General features: G+C 38.9%; 25 protein-coding genes and 2 tRNA genes. 12 read left to right on the forward strand and 15 right to left on the reverse strand.

The genetic code is table 11. The features are described from left to right. Window positions 1-123 precede the first annotated feature (123 nt). From ACW6QP_RS08130 to ACW6QP_RS08140, 3 genes are all read right to left on the reverse strand, one after another. Window positions 124-3738, reverse strand: coding sequence for a PAS domain S-box protein (locus ACW6QP_RS08130; RefSeq protein WP_457910370.1), 3615 nt, complete (start codon window positions 3736-3738; stop codon window positions 124-126). Window positions 3739-4454: 716 nt separating this feature from the next. Continuing rightward, window positions 4455-5657 carry a site-specific integrase gene (locus tag ACW6QP_RS08135; protein ID WP_457910371.1) on the reverse strand — a complete coding sequence of 401 codons (1203 nt, stop codon included), beginning with the start codon at window positions 5655-5657 and terminating at the stop codon, window positions 4455-4457. Between the two features lie 252 nt (window positions 5658-5909). Further along, window positions 5910-5983, reverse strand: a tRNA-Pro gene (locus ACW6QP_RS08140). Window positions 5984-6182: 199 nt separating this feature from the next. Here ACW6QP_RS08140 and ACW6QP_RS08145 point away from each other — a divergent pair. Next, entirely contained in the window at window positions 6183-6557 is a 375-nt protein-coding gene (locus ACW6QP_RS08145) for a hypothetical protein (RefSeq protein WP_457910372.1), read from the forward strand. A gap of 18 nt (window positions 6558-6575) precedes the next feature. Continuing rightward, window positions 6576-6998 carry a hypothetical protein gene (locus ACW6QP_RS08150; RefSeq protein WP_457910373.1) on the forward strand — a complete coding sequence of 141 codons (423 nt, stop codon included), beginning with the start codon at window positions 6576-6578 and terminating at the stop codon, window positions 6996-6998. Here ACW6QP_RS08150 and ACW6QP_RS08155 read toward each other — a convergent pair. Next, window positions 6995-8260: a carboxypeptidase-like regulatory domain-containing protein gene (locus tag ACW6QP_RS08155; protein ID WP_457910374.1), complete on the reverse strand. Its 1266-nt coding sequence runs from the start codon at window positions 8258-8260 to the stop codon at window positions 6995-6997. The two genes, ACW6QP_RS08150 and ACW6QP_RS08155, sit on opposite strands and share 4 nt — an antisense overlap. A 224-nt stretch (window positions 8261-8484) precedes the next feature. Between ACW6QP_RS08155 and ACW6QP_RS08160 the strand changes: the two genes are divergently transcribed. From ACW6QP_RS08160 to mgrA, 7 genes are all read left to right on the forward strand, one after another. Continuing rightward, the gene (locus ACW6QP_RS08160) at window positions 8485-9132 is read left to right on the forward strand and encodes a fasciclin domain-containing protein (RefSeq protein WP_457910375.1); all 648 of its coding nucleotides are present in this window, start codon (window positions 8485-8487) and stop codon (window positions 9130-9132) included. Between the two features lie 95 nt (window positions 9133-9227). Continuing rightward, window positions 9228-9671, forward strand: coding sequence for a GNAT family N-acetyltransferase (locus tag ACW6QP_RS08165; protein ID WP_457910376.1), 444 nt, complete (start codon window positions 9228-9230; stop codon window positions 9669-9671). Window positions 9672-9719: 48 nt separating this feature from the next. Continuing rightward, a complete protein-coding gene (locus ACW6QP_RS08170; protein WP_457910377.1) occupies window positions 9720-9953 on the forward strand; it encodes a hypothetical protein in 234 nt (77 codons plus the stop codon). Between the two features lie 73 nt (window positions 9954-10026). Then, entirely contained in the window at window positions 10027-10665 is a 639-nt protein-coding gene (gene deoC / locus ACW6QP_RS08175) for a deoxyribose-phosphate aldolase (RefSeq protein WP_457910378.1), read from the forward strand. Window positions 10666-10674: 9 nt separating this feature from the next. Further along, window positions 10675-11373: a purine-nucleoside phosphorylase gene (gene deoD / locus ACW6QP_RS08180; RefSeq protein ID WP_457910379.1), complete on the forward strand. Its 699-nt coding sequence runs from the start codon at window positions 10675-10677 to the stop codon at window positions 11371-11373. A 45-nt stretch (window positions 11374-11418) separates the two neighbouring features. Next, entirely contained in the window at window positions 11419-12306 is an 888-nt protein-coding gene (locus ACW6QP_RS08185) for a serine hydrolase (RefSeq protein WP_457910380.1), read from the forward strand. A gap of 15 nt (window positions 12307-12321) precedes the next feature. After that, window positions 12322-13314, forward strand: a complete 993-nt coding sequence (gene mgrA / locus ACW6QP_RS08190; RefSeq protein ID WP_457910381.1) for an L-glyceraldehyde 3-phosphate reductase — start codon at window positions 12322-12324, stop codon at window positions 13312-13314. A gap of 13 nt (window positions 13315-13327) precedes the next feature. On the opposite strand, the gene ACW6QP_RS08195 is transcribed toward mgrA, so the two are convergent. Continuing rightward, complete coding sequence (locus ACW6QP_RS08195; protein WP_457910382.1) at window positions 13328-14299, reverse strand: type I phosphomannose isomerase catalytic subunit; 972 nt, start codon at window positions 14297-14299, stop codon at window positions 13328-13330. Window positions 14300-14485: 186 nt separating this feature from the next. Here ACW6QP_RS08195 and ACW6QP_RS08200 point away from each other — a divergent pair. Continuing rightward, window positions 14486-14562: transfer RNA gene (locus ACW6QP_RS08200), tRNA-Arg, on the forward strand. A 151-nt stretch (window positions 14563-14713) separates the two neighbouring features. Here the strand turns inward: ACW6QP_RS08200 and ACW6QP_RS08205 are convergent. The 9 genes from ACW6QP_RS08205 to ACW6QP_RS08245 form a co-directional block, all read right to left on the reverse strand. Next, window positions 14714-15205 carry a DUF6252 family protein gene (locus ACW6QP_RS08205; protein ID WP_457910383.1) on the reverse strand — a complete coding sequence of 164 codons (492 nt, stop codon included), beginning with the start codon at window positions 15203-15205 and terminating at the stop codon, window positions 14714-14716. 135 nt (window positions 15206-15340) lie between these two features. Next, the gene (locus ACW6QP_RS08210) at window positions 15341-15865 is read right to left on the reverse strand and encodes a hypothetical protein (protein ID WP_457910384.1); all 525 of its coding nucleotides are present in this window, start codon (window positions 15863-15865) and stop codon (window positions 15341-15343) included. A 51-nt stretch (window positions 15866-15916) separates the two neighbouring features. Then, a complete protein-coding gene (locus ACW6QP_RS08215; protein ID WP_457910385.1) occupies window positions 15917-16918 on the reverse strand; it encodes a thioredoxin-like domain-containing protein in 1002 nt (333 codons plus the stop codon). Window positions 16919-17113: 195 nt separating this feature from the next. After that, window positions 17114-17719: a hypothetical protein gene (locus ACW6QP_RS08220; RefSeq protein ID WP_457910386.1), complete on the reverse strand. Its 606-nt coding sequence runs from the start codon at window positions 17717-17719 to the stop codon at window positions 17114-17116. Window positions 17720-17887: 168 nt separating this feature from the next. Further along, the gene (locus ACW6QP_RS08225) at window positions 17888-18190 is read right to left on the reverse strand and encodes a hypothetical protein (RefSeq protein ID WP_457910387.1); all 303 of its coding nucleotides are present in this window, start codon (window positions 18188-18190) and stop codon (window positions 17888-17890) included. Window positions 18191-18400: 210 nt separating this feature from the next. Beyond that, on the reverse strand, window positions 18401-18904 hold the full coding sequence (locus ACW6QP_RS08230; protein WP_457910388.1) for a YybH family protein: 504 nt from the start codon (window positions 18902-18904) through the stop codon (window positions 18401-18403). Window positions 18905-18915: 11 nt separating this feature from the next. Continuing rightward, window positions 18916-19683, reverse strand: coding sequence for a nuclear transport factor 2 family protein (locus ACW6QP_RS08235; RefSeq protein WP_457910389.1), 768 nt, complete (start codon window positions 19681-19683; stop codon window positions 18916-18918). 192 nt (window positions 19684-19875) lie between these two features. Next, complete coding sequence (locus ACW6QP_RS08240; RefSeq protein WP_457910390.1) at window positions 19876-20736, reverse strand: helix-turn-helix domain-containing protein; 861 nt, start codon at window positions 20734-20736, stop codon at window positions 19876-19878. A 183-nt stretch (window positions 20737-20919) separates the two neighbouring features. Beyond that, the gene (locus ACW6QP_RS08245) at window positions 20920-22188 is read right to left on the reverse strand and encodes a chloride channel protein (RefSeq protein ID WP_457910391.1); all 1269 of its coding nucleotides are present in this window, start codon (window positions 22186-22188) and stop codon (window positions 20920-20922) included. Between the two features lie 108 nt (window positions 22189-22296). Between ACW6QP_RS08245 and ACW6QP_RS08250 the strand changes: the two genes are divergently transcribed. Both ACW6QP_RS08250 and ACW6QP_RS08255 read left to right on the forward strand, forming a co-directional pair. Then, window positions 22297-22878: a C40 family peptidase gene (locus tag ACW6QP_RS08250; protein ID WP_457910392.1), complete on the forward strand. Its 582-nt coding sequence runs from the start codon at window positions 22297-22299 to the stop codon at window positions 22876-22878. 112 nt (window positions 22879-22990) lie between these two features. Continuing rightward, window positions 22991-24262: an L-lactate MFS transporter gene (locus ACW6QP_RS08255; RefSeq protein ID WP_457910393.1), complete on the forward strand. Its 1272-nt coding sequence runs from the start codon at window positions 22991-22993 to the stop codon at window positions 24260-24262. Window positions 24263-24592: 330 nt separating this feature from the next. On the opposite strand, the gene ACW6QP_RS08260 is transcribed toward ACW6QP_RS08255, so the two are convergent. Beyond that, window positions 24593-24814 (reverse strand): hypothetical protein, encoded by a 222-nt coding sequence (locus ACW6QP_RS08260; protein WP_457910394.1) that lies wholly within the window; start codon window positions 24812-24814, stop codon window positions 24593-24595. Window positions 24815-25047 lie beyond the last annotated feature (233 nt).

Genomic DNA, 25047 nt, shown 5'->3' on the forward strand with positions numbered 1-25047 from the left:
TATATTTCTATTGTTCACAAAGCCTGAACAATAGAAAGTTAAGTTCAAAGAAAAGGTTTTTTTTCTATAAACGGTGTTAAAAAAAGATTATTGGCACAATTAGGCCGGGACCTTTTCTGGATATTATTCAGCGGAATCGGTGAGGTATTTATCGATCAAATCTTTTATATCCTCAAGTATAACTGGCTTTGTGAGGTAATCATCCATTCCCGCCTCTATGCATTTTTCGCGTTCATTTTTAACAGCCCGGGCCGTAAGTGCAATTATTGGGGTGTAAGAATTTTCTTCTTCAATTTTTCTGATTTCCTCAGTCGCTTCAAAGCCTCCCATAATGGGCATTTGAAGATCCATAAAGATTAGATCCAGCTTATTGTCCTTAAATTGTTCTATGGCATCTTCCCCGTTTTCGGCCTGGATAAGGTTCGCATTGGGCAGGATCTTCTTAACCATAGTATTGGCCAGAAATTTATTCACGGGATTGTCTTCTACGATGAGGATATTATAGGCCTTTGAACGGTCTACTTCACTTGTTGACTCCTTCTTCTCAATATTCATTATATATTCTGGATTTTCAATGGCCTCGATCATCCTGTAAAGCGTGTGTATTTGAATAGGCTTGGTCAAATTAAATCTAACCTCACAAACTCTACAACCATTCAGTATCTCATTATCTTCTGTAGAGCTGTGCAATAAGATCAAAGGCAGTTCCTCAGCAGACATCTTTAAATTATTCCTGATCTCTTCTATTAGGCTCAGGCCGTTCATATAAGGCATATTATAATCTATGATAGCCAGATCGAACTGCTCTTCACCCTCCTGCAATATACTTAAAGCCTCTATCCCGTTCTCACAGGCAATAGAATCTATGCTGTTCGCTTCCAGCATATCATTGAGGATCATCCTGTTGTTAAGATTGTCATCAACAATAAGAACATTCTTTATTATTTTACTTTTGGATTCTGAAGGCTGATAATTGATCTCCGTATCAGTTCTAATTCTTACCTCGAACGAGAAAACACTTCCGTTTTCTAGCTCGCTCTTTACGTGAAGCTCGCTATCCATTAGCTTTAAAAGCTGATTGCTAATCGTTAGCCCAAGGCCGCTGCCTCCATATTTGCGCGTGGTAGAAGCGTCTTCCTGGTCGAATGCATGAAATATCTTCTTTAAGTTCTCGGGCGCGATCCCAATACCTGTATCACGTATCGCAAAAGTGAAGATCTTTTCGTTCTCATTCCGGGCTATGGCATTAGACGAAACGCTTAATTCTATCTCACCCTCATTGGTGAATTTTACCGAATTCCCGAGCAGATTGGTAAGTATCTGACGTAATCTAACGGGGTCGGTATAAACATACCGGTTTAAGGAAGGTGATATATTCATCAAAACTTCAAGACCTTTTTGATGTGCCTGATGTTTAACGATATCTATGGTTTGATCGCAAAGTTCAATAAGATCTACGCGTTCTTCGGCCAGTTCCAGCTTTCCAGCTTCGATCTTTGAAAAATCAAGCACATCATTGATGATATCCATTAAGGAATTGGCAGAATTATAGATGGTATGCATATATTTTTGCTGGGAATCCTCGAGTTCGGTCCGCATCAAGAGATCGGTGAAACCTATAATCCCGTTAAGCGGAGTCCTGATCTCATGACTCATATTGGCCAAAAACTCAGATTTGGACTTATTGGCCGCTTCAGCCTTTTTTCTAGCTTTGATCAACGACACTTCCATCAATTTCAATTGCGAAATGTCTGTGGCCACTCCCAGGTAGCCGGTGATCCTTCCGGCATGGTTCCTAATGGCTGTTACGACAAGCTGTACCGGGAATTTGCTTCCGTCCTTGCGTATATAGGTCCACTCCCTGGAATCATAATGCCCTCTTTTAGCCTGGAAAGTAAAGACGTCGAAACCGCTTATCTCCTTTCCCAATTCTTCACTGAGTACACGGCCTCTTTCTTCAACTTCAGTAGCTTCATGCAATCCCTTTACATTGAATCTATATTTTACCTCCTGAGCATTGTAACCCAGAAGATTCTCAGCTCCCTTATTAAATTTCTGCACCACTCCTTTAAGATCTGTTTGTATAATCGAAACTTGCGTAGTAGCATCCAGCAGACTTTGCAGCTCATTTAAACTTTTTTGTAAAGCTCTTTCTGACTGAATTCGTTTGGTAATATCGTTGATCTGACCAATAAGATAAATAGGCTTTCCAGAATCATCAACAATAGTAGAGACATTCAGCAGGCCAAAAACAGTCTTCCCGCTTCTATGTATTAAGCGTTTCTCAACACTGTAGGTGTCGATTTCTCGGTTTAAAAGAGCCTTTAACTGGGGTGAATCTTTGTAGAGATCGTCCGGATGAGTGAGGTCTCTTGAAGTTTTATGAACAAATTCCTCTTTGGTATATCCAAAGATGCTGGCCAGGTTCTGATTTACCATGAGCCACTCCCCATCTATACTCACTACTCCCATCCCGTTTGGAGAATACTCGAAGGCTGCCTTAAACCTTTTAGCGTTCTCGCTGGCTTCAAATTCAAGCTGTTTCTTATCAGTGATATCCTCCACCTGGGTAATTACCAGGTCTTCTCCATCTCCTTCAGAGCGAATAATAGAAGTATTGGTTCTGCACCAGATCAAAGATCCATCTTTCTTATAATATTTTGATTCAAGCTGATAATTATCCATTTCACCATTAAGCAATTTCCACCTGTAAACCAACGCCTCTTCGAGGGAATCAGGATGTATCAGGTCTTTGAAGGTCATTTCCATGACTTCCATTTTATCGTTCAAATCAAAACCAAAGATCCTATAGGTAGCCGGGTTTAGTTGTAATAACTTGCCAGAACGTTTTACCAGCACCGTACCCACCGAAGAATTCTTATAGATCATTTCGAATTGTTCTCGGGTCTTTTCAAATTCAAGCTGGGTACGCTTTTCTGCATCTATGTTTTGAAAGGCGCCGTAAACGCGTACGCATTTACCATCTTTGAATTCAGGTTTACCCAGTGACCTTACCCAGATTTCATTATTGTTCGCGGTGATAAGTTTAAACTCAGCATCAAAAGGAATTCCCTTTTCAACCGCATCTCCAAAAAGCTTTATAATCTTATCCCTGCTCCAACCGGGTTTGTAAAAATTAATACCTTCGGCCAGGTTTGGCTCATAATCCTGTGGAACTTCGTGGATATCTTTGGTTACCTTTGTCCACACCACTTTTTCTCTCAAAAGATCTACTTCCCAACCCCCAACTTTAGCTATTTTATTGGTTTCATGGTAAATAGCCATGAGATTACTGTTCTTTCTCAATTCAATATCCAGAAGCTTTTTGGTTTCATCTTTTTCCTTGCCACCTGTAATCCTTAAAATATATAATGGCTTATTCTCAGACGAATTAAATTTCTTCATTGACCCTCTAAAACCAAGGAATTCCTCAGAAGATAGTTTAAATTTTAAATCGTCCTCTTCATTTTTACCATCCTGTGTAGAGTTGAGCCTGAAATCAAGGATCTTACTTTTGATCTCCTTGGCAAACCATGTTGCTTTATCTTTCTGCGGTGGATCAGAATCAACAATTCCTAGTTTTTTTTTCAGTGCTTCATTCATCCATAATTCTTCGGGTGACTCTTCATTTAAAACACAGATTCCACACAGACTCTCTTGAGTAAGCCATTCTAATAGTGATGAATTATTTGAAAGAAAATTGAAAAATTCATTCTTGAGGTTATGTTCTGGCGCCATAATTATTATTAAAAGCGATTATATTAAATAGAAAACAATTAAAACCTTAAATCTAGTTACTTTCTATTTTATATAATCCCTAAAACTTTTATAATCTTATAAAAAAGTTAGAATAAGAGCAAAAAACGCTGTGTAAAAATATTATCAAATTCCTTGCGGATAATAACATATTAATACTACGAATTTTGAATAGGTAGAAGAATGATCCTAGAAGGAAATTAGCTTTAATTGTGTCATTTAAATTGAATTTAACTAATATTTGTCACTGTTAATACTTTAAGTAAATAAAGTAAATAGAATAAGAAATTCCATTCAAGCCGGTAATACACAATTGGAAATAGTATTCTCCATTCAGAAAAATTACCAAAAAATAGAAAGTACAGGGAGCATCGTTATCTATATTTCAATTCAATAATACTTTATTTAAGCTTTATTTATTAAAACGAAAAAAGGATACCACCGGAGGGAGATTAGTATCCTTTAATTTAGACATAACATAATTGAGGTATTCACTAATCTTTAAAAACTACCTATTATTTTAGCCAAAAAAGCGGTATACAATATACACTGCCAATACCACACTTAGAGCTAAAATAATACCTCGATAAATATGTGAATAATCCTGGATCATTTATGAAACTATTTTCGGACTTATAAAGATAAAGGCTCAACAAATTTCAAAAAGCTAGGGTTTTCCCTTAATTCTTGGCATTCAATCACTCTAATTTATTCCTTAGCCTTTCTATATCCTTAGAAATCTTTGTATCAATGACACGTGCATAAATCTGGGTTGTTGAAAGTTTAGTATGTCCCAGAAGTTTAGATACTGTTTCTATAGGAACCCCATTGGCCAGGGTAACGGTAGTAGCAAAAGTATGCCTGGCCGTGTGAAAACTGAGTTTCTTTTTTACTTTAGCTTTTGTAGTGACCTCTTTGAGATACTGATTGGTTTTTTGATTAGAATAGACAGGTAACAGAATTTCATTCCTTTCCACTTTAGGATGGTCTTTGTATCGCTCCAAAATTTTCTCCGCTTCTTCTAATAACGGAATTCTTACTGGCGTATTGGTTTTACTCCTTCTGGTATAGATCCATTTTTTACCATCTACACCCACTTGTAAATTATCTTTCTTTAAAGCTTTTACATCTGCATATGCCAGACCTGTATAGCAGGCAAAAACAAAAATATCTCTGTTTAACCTTAAGGTCGAGTTTTTTAATTCATGGGTTTTTATTTTCTCAAGCTCTCCTTTAGAAAGATAGACCATATCCACCGAATCAAAACGGAGCTTAAACCTTTTGGTGGGATTCCTGGATATCCAGTCCAGGTGTTCAGCAAGCCGCATTAGTTTTTTAAATCGTTCCATGTGTTTCATGAGTCCGTTATTATTCAGGCCCTTCAGGTTACTCAAATAGGTTTCAAAGCCCAGGGTGAACTCATAATCAATGTGTTTTAAATAAATATCAGACGTCTTGTACTGTGCTTTTACATAGTCTTTGAGATAAACCTCTGTGGTATTATAATTCTTTAAGGTTCCATATTTAAGGACCTTATCCATTTTAGAACTGTGATACTCCAATAAATCATTCAAGGAATGATGCTTCTGGTCTGTTCCTAAAAACCGAGTCTTAATTAAATGTGCCGTAATAATTTTATCCTCCTTAAGTAAATTATCATAGGCCTGATGAAGTAAGGATCTGGTTTCTCCGATCTTTTTATTGATCTGGTAGGTTACCGGGCTATTCCCCAGCATTTTACCAGCGGCCTGATCCCATTTATTAATTGGAATAGTACGTTTTAGACTTATTTCTAGTGATTTGCCATTGACGGTGATTCGGGCATAAAGAATGGCGAGGTCGGGTTGGCTCTTTTTTCTGCGAATGAAAAAAGAAATAGCGAAAGTTTGATTTGTACGCATGTGTAATGCTTTAATTAAACAATAGTTTACAGGTACGAAAATCAAACTACCAATACGCTCCTATGAGAGGGATCGGTGTTCTAAGATACAAAAAATAAGCTCACGATTGACTCACGATTGACTCACGAACTCACGCTAAACTCACGATTTTTTTAACATTAATTGTGTTAAAATATAGCCACTAAAAAAGGGTAACTACATGATTTTCATATAATTACCCTTTATTTTGTGCTTTAACCAAATGTTAAAAAGTCGGGATGACTGGATTCGAACCAGCGACCCCACGCACCCCATGCGTATACGCTACCAGACTGCGCCACATCCCGAATTTGAATGTGCAAATTAACAGTCTTATTTCCTATTTTCAAAGTTTCTGCCTCAAATTTTCAGCGGCAATAAGGGTGTATATTTTTAAAGACTTCATCTTCAGCAGGTATGCTAAAAATACCGAATTTCCGGTAGCAGATTTTCGCTTAGGCAAGACGTTAATATTCGTAAATTTAAGTAGCTCCCCGCAAAATTTATATGAGAAATGGAGTTTACCGCTGGTTGCCCCTTTTAAGTTTCTTCTTTTGTTTTAACTCCTGCGCGGTATATCATTCCTACAATGCCAGTGTGGAGGAAGCAGTACATGCACAGCGTAAAATGAAGCTGCACACCCATACAAACCAGGTTTATAAATTCACCAAACTTCAGCAACACGGCGACACTTTAATTGGCAGCTTACCTATCCATAATTCAAAAATTTCTGAAACCAGGCCTGGCACAAAAAGTTTATTGCAGGAAGAAGTTTCCCGAATTCATTTAAAAAATAAAACGCTTTCCACCCTTATCCCGGTTTTTATTGCGGCTCAGGTGGTGGGAATTATTGCAGTAGATAATATGTTCAGCGATTGGTAAACCCTTAAATACATTCTTATGAGAAAATCTTATTCACTTCGAATCATACTGCTCTGTGGAATATTCTTTCTGCAATCCTGCACTATTTATCACTCCAGGCTAGTAAATGCTGAACAGGCTGCAGAAGCTTCCCGAAAAACAAAGGTCACAACCCAAGCAAAACAGGTGCTATATTTTAGTAAAATTGAAGCTCAGACCGATTCTGTTTTTGGCTATACCAATTCTAATTCAAGCACCGCAAAGGCATTAAGTCGGGTTGTTCGACCCGTCCCAAATAGTAACAAAGTTATAATTCCCCTCGCTTTGGAGGAAATTGAAAAAATTCAATTAAAGAATCGTGCTGCCACAATACTGGTTCCCACTGTCATTATTTTGGGCGCCGGGATTACGTATCTCGCGATTGAGTTAAGTAATTGGGATATGGCTCTGTGGAGTGATTAGTCCAAATTCTGCCTTATTTTTTCTATAGCATTCTGAATCGATTTATCGGGTTCTATGATATTGTTATCCCCCCAAAATTCGGGATCTGAGAATCCTGTAATATCATCGCTCATCACCACCCGGGGATCGAGCACATTAGGATCGTTCCTGGAAATCGTACTCGTGGCCGGTTGCCAGTTGGTAACCGCCATCTCGCTGTTTACCAGATATCGGGAATTAAAGAGTTTTCGCTTCCAGTTCACCACAAATAAAAGGCTGGCCCTGGCATAGCCAAAATACCATTTATCATTTCGGTTATAATAGTCTACCTCATAACTTACTTCTATAGGATATACCCGGGTACCGCCGGGCTTTTTGCTCACAAACATCCCCGAGGCCACAGATCTGTTATCGACATTTAGATTGAGAACAGCTTTTATCAAAGCCTGATTTTCGGCATCTATATATAACTGGCCGTAATACCAGGGATAATTTTTATTGGTATCTTCAAAATCTACCACATATACATAGCGGTCGTTAATTCGGGTTGGCTCACCGAAATTAAACCGGTAGTTTTCTAAATCCTGCTCGTAGAATAGAAAATCGGGGTACTTCATCACATCTACATAAAGCGCATTATAAGGACCCCCGCGTAATTTAAGAGCCAAAGTATCCAGGCGATCGTAATCGGCTGTTTTACGGGCTCTCACCAATTCAATTTGTTCCCGTGAGCCCGTGGTATAGGCCTGCTTATGGATTTTTACCACCGCCTCGCTCAAAGAAACATTTCGCCGGCCGCGGCTAATGCTTTCGCGATAAAAGGCCGTCATTAGCGCGGGATCATTTACATAATTATCTCCTTTTTTGCGTAGCATTTCCTGAACCAGTTTCTTCGGATTTTGAGCACTAAAGATACTCACCTCCCCCAGTTCCTCTACCAGTTCGTCTAACCTGATCTCGGTACCTTCAGCCTGGAAATATTCAAGCGAAATTGTGCGGGTTTGGTAGCCAAGATTGGAAACACTTACCGTAGCAGGACCAAGATTATTAGGCACCTTTAAGGAAAATTCCCCGTCACTGTTGGTGATTGTGCTAATATTGGTGCCATCTACCGCCAACTGGGCATTGGCGATACCTCTCCCGTTATTATTGTTTACCACACTCCCTCTATACTCGGTAAATTCCTGTTGTTGCTGTAATAAAACGGTCGCCTGAAGATGATTAGGTTGAAATCCGAATACTACAAGACTGATTATCAATATAAGTTGAATTGTATTTTTCACGGCAATAGTTTTTATAATGTTCTTTCTAAGTTATTGAATTTCGGGCATATATACAATGTATTTCGCGGGCTTTATGATTTGACTAAGCTGAAATTCGGCTTAAGTAATTTGAATGAAAAACCGCACAACACTTAATTTTTGTTTAATTTTAATGACGTAAAATTAAACAAAATAATTTATCTGTTATATTTACTACCTATTAATTCACTGTAATTTAAATCATTATGAAAAAACTAATTACCAAAATGTTTGTAAGCCAAAGAGCTTTCAGCATTATTCCGATCCTGGCCTTCGGCCTTTTATTTGCTTCCTGCGAACAACAGGAAAACGAAATGCCTGCAGTAGATGCAGTAGCCGATTACAGCCTGTTTGAAATTTTCGACTACAACACCACCGGTACTCAGAAAAGACCCGCTAACGCACGCGGCACCGATCCTATCGCGGCAATTGCAATAGAGGCCGGTTTTGATGAGCTGGTAGACGCCTTGCTTTATGTAGATGAAGAATTAGATGCCGGCCTGGTAAACCTGTTCCTTACCGGCAAAGACCAGTACACAGTATTCGCCCCTACAAACGAAGCTTTTGAAGAACTTTATGGGGCACTGGGCATTAGCAGTGTGCGCGATTTGCCTGCCGAACTGGTACTTAATGTGCTCTTGTACCACGTAACCGACGGTCGCAGGGCATCTAACAGCGTAGTGCCTCCTAAAAAAGACCGGAAAATCCAAACTTTGCTTGGAGAGAGTTTTAGCGTAAATTATATGGGAGAAATCTCGGCTATTGGTAGTGATGCCGGTATCATCGCCGCCGACATTTCAGCTTCAAACGGCATTATCCACGTAATCGATGCGGTACTATTACCTATTAACTAAGAGTAGATTAAATTTGTTTTGTTAGCTTCCTAAAAGGCTGTGGGTCTCCCTCAGCCTTTTTTATTTAACTTAGATCTTTCTAATTTTATCTCTCTATGCCTGGAAATATTAGAAACTACGATCAGAAAGATCGGGCAGCAATCCTGGATATTTTTCGGTTGAATGCTCCGGAATACTTCGATCCTTCAGAAGAAAATGATTTAAAATATTATCTCGAAAATGAATTGGAAGATTACTTTGTTATTGAATCTGAAGAAAAAGTACTGGGAGCGGGAGGTATAAATTACGAACAGCCTGCCACGGCTGTTATTTCCTGGGATCTCATTCATCCCGATTACCACAAAATGGGTTTTGGCAGGCACTTATTAGAACACAGACTGCAAAAGTTGAGAAAGGATAATCGGGTAGACCAGGTGATAGTTCGAACCTCTCAACTGGCCTATAAGTTCTATGCTTCTGCAGGCTTTAAACTCGAGCATACCAAACAAAATTACTGGGCTAAAAATTTCGATCTTTACTATATGCGCCTTAAAATTTAGCGAAGTCTTAAGAGCTGGTACCACAACTGATTCGTAAATTTAAGGGATATGAAAAACTCCTGGAAAATATGGCTCTCAATTACCAGTCTTATCCTGGTGCTTCTGGTGGTACTCGTATTTTTCAATGCTCAGTTTCCCATCGTTTTTTACCTCACCTGCCTGGGCCAGGGCCTTTTAATCTATACCGTCTATAAAATTCTTACCGACAGCACCTATAAATCTGATAAAAAATTCAAAGACTGGTATGCCGATAGTCCCCGCAAGCATAAACTTCCGCAATAAGCATTAGCTGATCCCGGTCATAATTTCTTTCTTCGGAAAAATCCTAACTTTGTTTTCCGTCGAAATTTAAACTATGCAACTCAACCAATATATAGATCACACCAATTTGAAGCCTACCGCTACCCCTGCCGATATCGAAAAACTTTGCCGGGAGGCCGTTTCCCATAATTTCTATGCCGTTTGCGTTAACGGGCATTTTGTAAACCTGGCGAAGAAGCAATTGCGGGATTTTGAAGTAAAACTTGCTGCCGTGGTGGGTTTTCCCCTGGGGGCTAACACTACTCAATCCAAGGTATTCGAGGCCCGGGAAGCCATAAGCAATGGCGCCGATGAAATCGATATGGTTATTAACCTGGGAATGCTGAAAAGCGGAGACTTCGCTTTTATCGAAGCCGAAATCTATGAAATTAAAAAGGCCATCGGGAATAAAGTTCTAAAAGTAATTCTCGAAACCTGCTATCTTAATCAGGAAGAAATAAAACAGGCTTCTAAGGCAGCACTGAAGGCGCGGGCCAATTTTGTAAAAACCTCAACCGGCTTTGGTTCCCGTGGCGCCAGCCTGGAAGACGTGAGAATAATGAAAGAGGTTGTAGGCGATAAATTGGAGATCAAAGCCTCTGGCGGAATAAAAGACAAGGAAACCGCCTTACAATATTTAGAACTGGGCGTAACCCGAATTGGCACCTCATCGGGAGTGGCAATTATTTCTTAAAATACATATATGAGCGTACATATACAGGCAAAAAAAGGAGAAATTGCAGACAGGGTTTTATTACCCGGCGACCCCCTAAGGGCAAAATGGATAGCCGAAACCTTTCTGGAAAATGCAGTTTGCTACAACAATGTTCGGGGTATGCTGGGCTATACCGGCACCTGGAAAGGCAAAAAGGTTTCGGTGCAGGCTACTGGAATGGGCATTCCCTCGGCTTTGATCTATTGTAATGAACTCATACAGGAATTTGGCGTAAAAACGCTTATACGTGTAGGTTCTGCAGGGTCCTATCGCAAAGATCTCGAGGTTAATGATGTGGTACTGGCAATGGCGGCTTCTTCGAACTCCGGGTTTAACAAGGCCAAATTCAACCATGCAGATTATGCTCCTACGGCATCTTTCCCTCTTTTTATGAAGGCTGTAGAATATGCCCGCGCAAACAATATCGAGTTTCGCGCAGGCAATGTATTATCATCAGACGAGTTTTATGAAGACGATCCGCTGGCTTACAAAAAATGGGCAAAATATGGGGTGCTTTGTGTTGAAATGGAAACCGCCGGTCTTTATACTGTAGCCGCTCAATATGATGTTGAGGCCCTTTCGGTGCTTACCATTTCAGATTCTCTGGTTACCGGGAAGCACCTGCCGGCCAGAGAGCGCGAACAAAGTTTTAACCGAATGGTAAAAATTGCACTGGGAAGCCTTTAATTTTTCCTCGGAAAATCTATATTTTAAGGCTCTAAATGCTTTCTTATGAAATATCTTCTTATTAGCCTGCTCTTTTTGGGAATTCAGCTTCAGGCGCAAACTTCAACTGAAAAACTTCAGCAAAAAATAGAGGCTGTTTTTCAGCAAAATCAGGGAGATTACGCCCTGGCCTTTCAGGAAATTTCCGGAGAAAAAAGATCGATATTAATCGATGAAAAAGAAAAATTTCACGCGGCCAGCACGATGAAAACCCCGGTTATGATCGAAATTTTTAAACAGGCCACTGCAGGAAAGTTTTCGTTACAGGATTCGGTGCTGGTAAAAAATGAATTCAAAAGTATAGTAGACGGCAGTACCTATTCTATGGAATTAGGCCGGGATAGCGGGGACCATTTATATGAGCAAATTGGCCAAAAACGCAGTATTTACGACCTGGTTGTAGATATGGTGATCTATAGCAGTAACCTGGCTACCAATATCGTGATAGAACTGGTTGGCGCCGATGCTGTGAATAGCACTATGCGAGAATTGGGGGCTATGGATATACAGGTCTTGCGGGGAGTGGAAGATATGAAAGCTTTTGATAAAGGTCTTAACAATACCACCACAGCCCTTGATCTTATGCTTATCTTTGAAGCGCTGGCCAAAGGAGAGGCGGTAAACCCCGAAGCCGATGCCGAAATGCTCGATATTTTACACCGTCAAAAATATACCGACCTCATCCCTGCACTTTTACCCAAAGATCTTAAAATTGCCAATAAAACCGGTTGGATTACCGGGGTGCATCACGATTCGGCTTTGATAGAATTGCCTACCGGCCAAAAGTATGTGCTGGTATTGCTATCAAAAAATATGGAAGATATGGAAGCCGGCACCAAAATGCTCACCGAAATTTCAAAAATGATTTATGATCTCGTCGCCGATGAAGGCTAATTAAAATTAAAAAAAATGAATACCTATAAAGCTAAAGACTCCCGATACGATAAAATGCAATACCGCCGCTGTGGCCAAAGCGGAATTCTTCTTCCGCTAATTTCATTAGGGCTTTGGCATAACTTCGGAGACTTCGATAACCAGAATACGGCCAGGGAAATTCTTAGAACTGCTTTCGATAACGGCATCACTCATTTTGATCTCGCGAATAATTATGGCCCTCCCTATGGCTCGGCCGAAAAGAATTTTGGGAGAATTTTTGCTCAGGATTTCAAGGCTTACAGAGACGAACTTATTATTTCTACCAAGGCGGGATGGGATATGTGGCCCGGACCTTATGGAAATTTTGGCTCCCGAAAGTATCTAATTGCCAGTTTAGACCAGTCTCTTCAACGAATGGGGCTTGATTATGTAGATATTTTTTATCATCACCGCCCCGACCCCGATACCCCTTTGGAAGAAACTATGAGGGCCCTTGACCATATCGTGAGACAGGGAAAAGCCCTGTATGTTGGAATTTCGCAATATTCGGCTAAAGATACTGCCAGGGCAGCAAAACTTCTAAGAGAAAAGGGCACCCCTTTTATCATACACCAGCCACGCTACAATATGATAGACCGCTGGGTGGAAGATGATCTGTTAAAAACCCTGGAAGATGAAGGTTTAGGGAGTATCGTTTTTTCACCTTTGGAACAGGGTATTTTAACCGATAAATATTTAAACGGAATTCCAGACGACAGCCGGGCCGCTACCCGGGGAAGTTATCTCGACGAATCTCAAATAACCGAAGCACTGGTACAAAAGATCAAACAACTCAATGAAATCGCCAAAAAACGAGATCAGAGTTTAGCGCAAATGGCCGTGGCCTGGCTTTTAAAAGATGCCAGGCTTACCTCGGTGCTGGTAGGGGTAAGTAAACTTTCTCAACTTCAGGATAATTTAAAGGCGATTGAAAATATCAACTTTAGCGGGGAAGAGTTAAAGGAAATCGATAAAATTTTATTGTAGGAGTGAGCTATTTCTACGGAATATAAACTTCGAGTAATTCGCAATCTTCAGCCTTAATAGTTACCTGTTTGAATTTAGCCGGGATGAGGAGACTTTCACCTTTGGTGATTTTTTCTGAATTGCGTTCGAGTCTTACTTCAGCTTCGCCAGATACGCACATATAGATTACAAAAGAATCCAGTTCGTTGTAATCGCGAACCAGTTTTCCGCTCACCGGGATGAAGTTGGTAGTAAAGTAATTGCAGGATATGATTTGATTGGGCTTATTCTTTGCTTTCGAATAAGTAAGTTTAAAATCATCCTTTTTCTCGAAATCGATCGCATCAATGGCCAGGGCGGTGTGCAGTTCGCGGGCATTCCCATCATCGTCTGTGCGGTCCCAATCGTAAATTCTGTAAGTGATATCGGAGGTTTGCTGAATTTCGGCCAGGAGAACCCCGGCTCCTATGGCGTGAACTTTTCCGGTGTTGATAAAGAAGCTGTCGCCTGGATGCACCTCCTCAAAATTAAGCACCTGAGTAATGGTTCCCTCTTCCAGGTTTTTGATATAATCTTCCTGGCTAATGCTTTCTTTAAAGCCAATATTTATTTTAGCGCCCTCATCGGCTTGCAGGATATACCACATCTCAGTTTTTCCGAAAGAATTATGCCGCTGCTGGGCCAGTTTATCGTTTGGATGCAACTGTACTGAAAGTTCGGTTTTAGCATCGATGAATTTTATGAGCAGCGGGAATTCGGTTTCAAAGTTTTCAAATACCTTCTCCCCTACCAAAAGTTGCTTATATTTTTCGATAAGGCGGTTGAGCGTAGTGCCTTTTAAGGAACCATTGGCCACCACCGAGATATTGTTTTTCACACCAGAAATTTCCCAGCTTTCCCCAATGTTTTTGTGAATAGAGTGTTTATGCAGTAGGGTTTTGAGCTTTTCACCCCCCCATATTTTTTGCTTAAGAATGGACTGAAATTTCAAAGGATAATCTAGCATTGTGTGGTTTGGTTAGCGGTTGCAAAAAAGCAGTATAAATATACGTTTTTAGCAGCGATGAAAAAAATGAAAAAACTACTGAAAATCAGGTGAATGCGGCAAGGCCCCTGCCCTGCCTGTATTTTTCGATAAAAAAAGGTTGTTTTATTTACAAAGAGGCTTATATTTGCAACCGCAAAACGCAATGGTTGCGTAGCTCAGCTGGATAGAGCACCTGCCTTCTAAGCAGGCGGTCCCAGGTTCGAATCCTGGCGCAATCACCACTAAAAGCCCGTTATTAACGGGCTTTTTTGGTTTTAGGGATTTCCTTTTTTATTTGTGGAATTCGGGATTGGGGAGCCTGTTTAATTTTTCCAGCAGTGGCCGGAAGAAATGCAACGCGATAACTCTGAAACCGCAGGGTGCCAAATATAATTAAGGTTGGTTTACAATTGTTCCTCTGAATTTTCCATTAGTAATATTTAGGAGATCAATATCATTTTCGGGATTACTGTATTCCTGGTGCATTATTGAGCTGAAAGTACCTGCAATGATATTACTCTCAGAATTGTAATCAGTAATTGTAAGTTGTGAGTCAGATTCCGGGTCGGGTTTATAGAGGCTAGTGAGCACATCTCCACCTACAGTTGTATAATAACTGGCCTGTGAGCCCGATAAATCATAGGTTCCTACTTCTTTAAATTTAATTTTAAATACAACCACCTGTTCGTCTCCTGAGCCAAGTATGGTTAATGTATCGGTATCCTGATCTAAGTAAACTTCCGGGGCTCCTCCCTGCCAGCCTTCTTCATTTATTGAGGCAGAGATAAACTCTGCATCCTCATTAACATCATCATTTTTACTACAGGAGAAAATTCCGGGAATTAATAGCAATAACAAGGGAATAAAAATAACCTTTTTCATCATCTAATAATTTGATTTTATTATTAGATGTCTATGGTAATAAAAGGTTGCGTCAAAATCGAGCCGGGCTGGGTTATAGTGAAAATTTTCGGTGGTGATTTAGCTTGAGTTAGCCCGGATACTTGATGGCTGAAGTATCTATCGGTTTGGATCTGGACTAAAAATTTCCTGTCGCAGTGGGAAATCCTGAGTTATAAAATCGAGGGCCTTTTTAGCTGATGTTTCTTTCTTGAAATACATTATAGCATCGCGTTTATAGTGTGTTTTATTCAAAACGAATATGACAAACGAATTGAAAGATTCACTTAAATCGGGCTGTGCTACGGAAAAAAATGCTAGTTTTTGACTTTTTCTAAATTTTAATATAGAAGCCACCGGCCTATCAGTTAAGTCAACTTTACTTTTAAATAAGGTAAAATCCTGAAAAAATTTTGCTTTGTAGATGTTATCTTCTTTTTTAATTATTCCTTTTTTTGAAAAGGCCAGGGAAATTAAATAAGTAAGTAATAGTAGTGAAAAAATATATAGTAGATATCCTTTCCAATTAAGTTGAATTTTTATCATTGCAACTATAAAGAGCAAAGGAATTAAAGCTATACCTAGTAGAATTATTTTCTGCTGAAAATTAAAACTTTGTTCAAGAGGTAATTTTTCCGATTTCAATTCTGTGTTTTTAATGCTTATAATTAACCTTGATGTAAACCGGATCTGCCCCTAATTTAGACTTTGTTTTATTTTATTCTCTAAACCTTCCCCCATTAAATTCTTGCCGATTATAATACCATTTTCATCAATTAGTAGATTTGAGGGAGTCGAAGAAATGCCATAAGCTTTAAAAACTTCTCCATTCCAGCCTTCTAAGTTACTTAACTGTGCCCACGATAAATCATCTTCATTTATAGCATTAATCCAACTAGATTTCGAACCATCGTTTGAAATACTAATAATATTCAAACCCTGGGAATGATATTCATTATAAACTTTTTTCAGTGTTGAATTCATCTTTCGGCTTCCACCGCATGTAGATGACCAAAATTGAATAAGGGTTAATTTTCCGGTGAGTTCTGAAATTTTTTGAAGATTATGATTCTTATTCGGCACCTGAAAGTCTTCATATTTATCACCTATTTCAGGAATATCTTTTTTCAGGAAATCAGCGATTCTTTCACCTATTGCAGAATGACGAACCTCAGTAGATAAAGTCGAATAGAGCTCTTGAATTTCTTGCTGGCTCATTCTTCTGTTGCCGTTTAGAAAATATGCACTCACTAATGAATTGGGATATTGCCTTATAAAATTAATTTCTCTTTTCTTAATAGTATCTGTAGGTAGATCAACAATATTTGCGTGAACTTCGCTGCTTATTTTTTTAGATAACTCCTGACTTTTTGAACCTTCTATAATTGCATTATTAAAACCTGTATTTGATGCATCTAAAGTCATTTTATTTCCTTCTATCCAAAGCTCGGTGAAATTCTTCTTATCCTGGGTAAATAACATAGCAAATACCATAGATTTCTCAAGATCTGTATCTAAATTGAACCTATTATTTTCAACTTTTGCCGAATCTATTAATTTCCCGGTAACCAAATCTCTTAGATAAAGATAGGTTCCATCTTCCAGGGTTGAAGTTTTTCCAGTTAGAGAAAATTGATGATTTTGAGCATTTAAATTAAAACTGCAGAAACATAGAATTATTAGTAGAATTCTCATCATAATATTTTTAGTTTAAAAACGATTTATTTTTTCGGGCCCTGGTGGAGATGGATGCGCATAATAATAAGTCGCGGGAAAAAAGACGCGTCCCGATAGCTATCGGGATGTCTGTTTAGTATTGGTTTGTTGGTCAAGTTAATTATCTTCTTACTAACGGTGCCGGCTTTGGCGGTGAACAATGTTGGCAACCCTTATCTATTCAATAGTCATTGTAGCAACGAAATAATGAGGAATATCGAATTCTTTACCTAAATTTTCTGGCTTTATTCCTGATTGAGCAACCCTGCAATAGGATTTGGATCCATCTTTGTACACCGTAGGTGTAATAATAGTGAATAATGGAAATGAACTATTCGTGTCAAAACTTTTTGAATCCTCTGAACCTAAGAAATCTTTATAAGCATATCTTCCATTCGATTCTGATATGTCGTAATTCCTTTTAGGACTTGAGAACCCGTTACCGTTTAATTGGAAAATAAGTTCTTCATTCGTGTTCTTAGTTATGAATATTAATTTTAAAGTGTCTTTTTTTATTTTGAAATAATCGTCTTCTGAGCTATAGAAGATAGTGTCTGTTTTTACTAGTTCCCCTTTCTCATATTCATTTATCTTAATAGTATAATCTTTCCCTTTTAAATTTCCACTAAAATTGAATTTAGCCAGGTTAATTTGTTCAAACCTTAAAATTGTTTGTAAATCTTGACTATCTGTACTATAATCGATATTCATTAAAACTTTTTCTTGAGCAATTGCATTTGAAATTGAAAAGAGTAGTGTAATAAGAAGAATAATAAATTTCATATTTGTTTAGGTTTAAGTTTTAGGTTGGTGAGCCGAATTTTTATTTAGATAATTATTGCCAACGGTCTCGCATAACACAAGTTGGCGGAGCACGGTACGCGAATTTGTCAGCTTTGACCTGGTTCGTTGGTCAAGTTAATTATTTTCTATCTAACGCTACCCCTTCTCTCACTCTAACTCAATAAAATTAGATCGTATACCTTTCCCAATGAAAATTAAAGCATCAAATTGGTTAAACCAATTCGTTGTATCATTATTTAATCCGAAAAAGCTTTTATACTCTTTGTTGGAAATTAATCCATTCGCATCAATAAAATAATTCCGTTTGGTATTTGGTAAATAGTGGAGTAGATTATCTTCATTCGCTTGAACTTTTTCTATTTTTCGTTCTTTAATCCAGGGCATATGGATATAAGTGAAAGCAATATGATAGGAAATGTTTGGGTTGATTTTCACAAAATCACTTCCCATAGTTTGACCCCTCATGAAATCTTTTCTGGCGAATTTTCAGACCACGGGGTTATGGCACTATAGACATTAGAAGTCCTAGTAATTTTTGAATCACAGTTTTTGTTGTTCAGTCTGTAAAAATAAACTAAAGCCCTGACTTTCTATTTTCAAGGCTTTTTAAAGTTAATAGAGTTTGATTAACGTATAACCATTATTGAAATTGAACTCCAGTCAAAACCCTTCTCTTTCACCTGTAACTGGCATACTGGAATAATGAACATGGATAATTTTCCAATCGTCCCCATACTTTTTCAAAACCTGGGTCTCACGACCCTTTGTTTGAAGGGGGGTGGCATCTTCATCGTTAAATATGGCATCAAAAACCCAGTAGAACTCCAAAATTGCCACATCATCAAAGAAGGTTATAATTTCTTCAGTGCTCTTCAAATTCCGCTTAGAAAATCTACTGCCAAACATCCCATAAATACCACTTTTGATATTTTCCCATCCCATTTCATGTTTGCGGGGATGAATAAAATTAACCTTTTCACTCGTAAGAAAAACTTTGCTTCCCAAAACAGTATCTGCTTCGTTTATGGAAATCATATAGTCATCAAGTACCCTTTTGATGGCATCTCTTTCAGCATCTTCATTGGAAGTTTGCCCAAAACTTTGAATGCCGTAGGTTCCAAAAATTATAATACTTACAATGAATTTTACTAGTAGCTTCTCCATAACTGCAAGATTTAGAATTTACCATTGTTATTCTTCCAATTCTCTTTTGGTGTCATTGGTTCAATTACGTCCCAATGCTCGGCAATTTTTCCGTTCTCAACTCGGAACAAGTCGTAAAAAGCGTTGTAATCTTTTCCGAAGTGTCCTTCACTAACAACGAGAACAAAATTACCTTCGCCAAGCACTTTATGAATTTTGTCATATTTCAGAAAGATGCCTTGTTTTCCTAAGGCTTCAAGTGTTGCACCAAGTCCTGAAAGTTGGTCAGGAATATTTGGATTGTGCTGAATGTAGTTATCTCCGTCAAAATATCCGGAAAGTTTTTCCATTCTTCCGTTTACTAAAATGTCGTCAACAAAATTTCTAACCAAGGTTTTGTTTGCTTCCGTTTTGTCAAGGTCTTTGATTTCGGTTGCACCGTCAATCATAGTGTGTCCACTTGGATTTGGATTTGCAGGGGTTTCTTGCAAATTATCCCAATGCTCTACAATTTTTCCGTTTTCAAAGCGAAAAATGTCAAACCCGATTTTCGGTCCAAAAAAATTATAATCGGTGTGAGTAAAGACATAATCTCCGTCTTGAAATGCCCTAACAGTATTTACTTTTGCTGAATTGGGCGGTAACTGTTGCAATAATGCACCAAACCCCACAAGCCCATCTGCGGCACCTAAATTGTGCTGAATATATTTGTCAGGGTTAATGTAACCAATAGGTTCTGTCTCGCCTGTTTCAATGCTTTTTAAAAGAGCAACTACTTTTTGTTTGTTGGAAATTTCCATTTTTTCTTCTTTTTTAGTTTCTAAATTTTGTTTTTGTTGTCCATTACAAGAAGTCTAGCCCATTGTTAAAACTACTGTTGCACTTATTAGTATCTGTTTCATTTTTATTGACTTTAATTTGATACTGCAAAGTTGCGGCAAAGAAGAAGAAAAGGGGCGATACAGAAACGCCTTTGAATGATACTTTTGAGCCTAAACGTATTTTTCGCTAAAGGAATTTGGTGTTTCGCCTGTGTGCTTCTTAAAATACTTGATAAAGTTGGTTGGTTCCTCAAATCCCAATAAATAAGCTATTTCCTTGATGCTATTATTGGTGTGTACCAATAATCGCTTGCATTCAAGTAAAACTCTATCGTCTATGATATTTTTAGGCGATTTTCCAAATATCTTTGAAGTCGTTTGATTCAACCTTTTTGTAGAAATATTCATTTTGTCTGCGTAGAAACCTACATTTTTGTGTTCGATAAAATTGTTTTCCAAAAGGTCTTTAAAAATCAAGGCAAACTCTAAATTCGTGTCTTTTTCTAATTCGACAAAACCTTGCTTTTTTCTTTCCCTTTCAGAATGCAATAAGAGATTTCGCAAGTCATTTCTAATAATATCTGCTTGATATGCATCTTTTAGATTTTCTGTTTCTGTTTCAAGTAGACTAAATATTGTCTCAATTATCGAATCTGAAATATTGATTTGAGCAACAGAAAGCAAATCATTAAAGAGAATTGTGCTTTTTAAGAATTGTGTGTCAAAGTTTGTTTTGCAGAAAAAATTGTCAGTAAACAGTATTCCTTTTCCTTTAAACTTTGTTTTGGTGTCAAAAAGTTGAACACTGTTTTTATTGATAAATAATAAAGAGTTGTGATTGACTTTTATTGGTTTAAAGTCAACAATATGAGTTGGACTACCTTCTTGAAACCAAAATATTTGATAAAATTCCGCTCTATGAGGTTTTTTTAATTCTTCAGAGAACTCGTTGAAAAGTAAATCAAATTTTATGATTTCAAACTCCTGTGGAAGCCCTTTTTTAAAGTCATATTTTTGAATCTTTTCTTTCAATTTTGATTTTCGTTTAGTCGTTTTTTGCCTTGTGCCCAACGCCTTTCACCCCCTATTTTTCCTCCCATTATCATTAAAACACCCGGGATAACAGGGTATTTTATTAAGCAGCCGGGATAGGCTTAAGCTGCCTGCCCTACAAGATAGGAAAATTTAAAGTTTTGGGTTTTAAAGGTGGCCGGGCTATTCTCCCTTTAGTTGGGAGCCTATAAACGGAATTCTGGGCGCCAGGAAGTATCCGGTGAGACTTGCAAAAAGTATGGGAATAAAATGCCCGAAACCGGTAAGTGTAGCCAGCAGGATCGTGGTACTCATAGGCGTGCGGGTAACACAGGCATTGATTGCAGCCATACAACTCACTATAGCCAGACTCAGGTTTATCCCGGGAAAAAGTTGATGCAATATCAGCCCCAGGCTTGCTCCTACAAAGAATAGCGGGATTATAAATCCACCCCTCCAACCCGAAGTCACCGTGATAGATATGGCGATAATTTTAAAAATGAGAATCGCGATCAAAAATTCCAGTGAAAAACCTGAATTTAAAAGTTCATTGATCTCGTGATGACCAAAATAACGGGTGATGGGAAGATAAAAAGCAATAATTCCCAATAGAATTCCGCCGATCAGGGTTTTAATGTAAATGGGGAGAGGGCGATGCTCAAACAATCTTTTAAAGAATTTGGTGCAAAAAATAAATCCCCATCCAAATAGGGCTCCTACTACCGCAAAAAATACAGCATATCCAAAATCGAAAACCCCTGAATATTCATAAGCCGATAGATCCCAAATGGGACCAAGTCCCAGATGAATTATAATGGCAAAAATGAGGTAACTAAAAGAGCTGGCTACAAAGGCGGGGATAATTGCCTTAAAGTATTCCACCGCGTATTTGTGATGAAGAATTTCCAGCGAAAACAAGCTTCCGCCCAGGGGAGCACCAAAAAGTGCCGTAAAACCCGAAGCCATCCCTGCGATGCTCAAAGACCTTAATTCCTCTCCTTTCAGTCTGAAAACTTTTCCCAGCCATGTGCCGGTAGAGCCGGTAACCTGCACCAGAGGCGCCTCTGGCCCCAAACTTCCCCCCGATGCCACGCATAAGAGGGAAGATAAAATCATAGAGGGATTGTTTTTTGGATCCAGCCTGCCTTTATTAAATCGAATATTGTTGACTATGAGATGTATCTCGCCCGGGTCTCCAATAAAATGAATGATAAGTCCGGCCAGGAGTCCTGCGATTGCCATCACCGGAATCAACAGCCAGCCTTCAAAAAAAGCTAAACTGTGAGTGAGATATTCTAGAATAATCCAGTAGACTCCGGCAATCACCCCCCCGATCAACCCCAGCAAAGCCCAGAGGAAAAAACTTCGGCTAAAAACAAATGGATTAATTCGTATCGGTTGATCCAGAATATTTAGATAAGTTATCAGCCTTCTTTTTTGTCGCAATTTCACGTTCCGGGGTTAATTTTCGATTAAAGCCCGCAATTTACAGATTAATTGCTGAACCAAAAGTTTAACGGCCCTGCCTCATTTTTTCTGGAAAAACCTACATTTAAACAGATGAAAAAACACAGGCTCAAAAATACCGGCAAAATCATTTTTTTAATTCTGCTGTTTTCTGCTGTAGGTTATATCACTTATTTCGATACAGAAGAAGCCGAAGTCAAACCTGAGAAGGCAATGCCTCAATCAACAGTGGAACCTAAAGAAACTGATTCTGAAATGACTACTGTAGCATCTAAACCCGGCCTTAGAGACAGTTTGGTGGATTTCAGTGAAGATCTTTTAGGCACGCCCTATGTTACGGCGGGAAATGGAATTGAAGGTTTTGACTGTTCCGGCTATGTCTACTATGTTTATCAGTATTTCGATATCGAAGTTCCCCGAAGCACTTCGGGTTACGAAGATTTTGGACAGGAAATCCCGATTGCAGAAGTCGAAAAAGGCGATTTGTTGCTATTCTTAAGTCCCACCCGAAACGCGATTGGCCATATTGGGATCGTCACAAAAGCGAATGGCACCGCAAGTGAATTTATTCACGCTTCTTCGGGTAATTCTATGGAAGTGATTACTACCAGCCTCTCCAGTCCCACCTATATCCGGAGATTTGTAAAAGCCGTTCGGGTACTTCAGGATTTATAGTTTTCTCAAATTATTAGGATAATCAGGAAAATATTAAGTACTTAAGCTTTAAAATTTTTGGCAATCATTAAGCTGAAACAAATATTTTGCTTTATCTCTATTAAACCTACTTATGAAAACTACTAAAAACAGATGGTTGATCGCCCTGTCGGCCATTTGCATTCATCTTTCCATTGGCGCAGCTTATGCCTATAGCGTTTATACAATTCCTTTAGTTGAATCCCTGGACTGGAGCGTTGCTTCGGTGACTATGGCTTTTACAGTGATGATGACTCTCGGCGGAGCCTCTGCTGCGGTCTTCGGAAGATTCGTAGAAAGAAGCGGACCTAGGAAATCGGCTATCCTGGCGGCAATACTTTTCGGACTGGGCCAGGCGGGCTCGGGCCTGGCTGTTTCCCTGGATTCTCTACCCCTGTTTATTTTTAACTACGGATTTCTAAGTGGGGTTGGACTGGGAATAGGTTATATCTCCCCGGTTTCTACCCTGGTTAAATGGTTTCCCGACCGCCGCGGACTGGCCACCGGAATGGCTGTACTGGGCTTCGGGACCGGAGCGCTTATCACTGCGCCGGTAGCGGCCTATTTGATGGATGTTTTAAGCATCTCAACCACCTTTTATATCCTGGGTTCCTGTTATTTTCTTCTGATGATGTTTGGGGCTCTGTATATTGCACCCCCACCCAAATCCTGGAAACCTGCAGGCTGGAAAGAGACAGTAGGCCCGGGCCCCGGAAAAAGAATCAAAGACCTGGCTTACCTTGGCGCCAGAAAAGCGGTTCGCACCAAACATTTCTGGATGCTTTGGGCAATGATGTTAATCAATACCAGCGCCGGAATTATGATGATCTCGGTGGCCTCCCCAATGGCACAAAGTATTGGCGGGATGACTGCAGCTGCGGCGGCAGTGATGGTGGGCTTGATGGGAATTTTCAATGGAGCCGGTCGCCTGGGTTGGGCGGCGGCTTCAGATTACCTCTCCCGGCCCGTAGTATTTATCATATTTTTTGTGATTCAGCTGGTGGCTTTTATAAGTCTGCCTAATATCTCCAGCGCCCTGCTTTTTCAAATCCTTATCTTCCTGGTGGTAAGCTGCTATGGCGGCGGATTTTCAAATCTTCCGGCTTTTATCGCCGATCTTTTTGGCACTAAAGAACTCGGAGCCATACACGGCTATCTTTTAACCACCTGGTCTCTGGGCGGACTCATTGGTCCAACCCTGGTGGCACAGATCCACGCTTTTACCGGGAGCTATATTCCCGTTTTCCACGTATTCACCGGCCTCATTATTCTGGCATTTATAATCGCATTATTGCTAAAGAAAGATGTGCGGAAAATTCAAAAAGAACAACAACAAGCTCTGGAAAACGATGAGGTCAGGGTTTAAATTACTTCTTATGATCCAGGCGCTTTTCTTTGCGGTCTCGGTAATATTTTCTAAAGAAATATAGCACTACTATACTATAAACGGTATAACGCAGAGGATTTATCCTTACATCAAAAATAAATGCCAGGATTAGATTTGTTACAAGCAAGGCTAAACCGATCAAATAAATAAGCTTTAAAAATATGGGCTCTGATTTTATAAAGTCTTGCGTGCTTATCATTTTTAAAACCTTATTCTTATAATAAATCTTTATTTAAACTTTTCGGATTTTGTCGTGTATCAAAAAATGTGAGTAAATAAATTATTGAGAAAAAATTACCTTTCTACTCATTATCTATGTTGACGCATAAACGATTCGTAGTTTGAAGATTTGCCTTCTTTTATTTGTTTTTTGGCAAGCTTGATTTCTTCCTTTTGATCGGAAGTTAACTCCTCCCAAAAATCAGTATTTATTTCCTTCTTCAAAATTTCTTTGATAGACTGAATTATCCTGGGATCGTTAGTACTCAATAACATTTTTGCCAATTCTATTTTCTCCGCTTGAATATTCATTCTCTTATCATTTCTAACAAAAATAAGAAGTCTTCTCCTAACTTATTTAGTGGAAATTCTTTTCATCGTTTAAAATACTGGCTCAATTAAATTCCAATTCATTCTTCTCAAAGAAACTATACTTTTTAGTACAGAACCTAATCTAAAAGCCCTTCTAATACCAATGTATGTTGCTGAAGAAATCTTTTTTAATTTCCTATTCGTACTTCGTTGCTTATTTAAAATAAAAAAGC

The organism is Salegentibacter haimaensis (genome assembly GCF_054121495.1).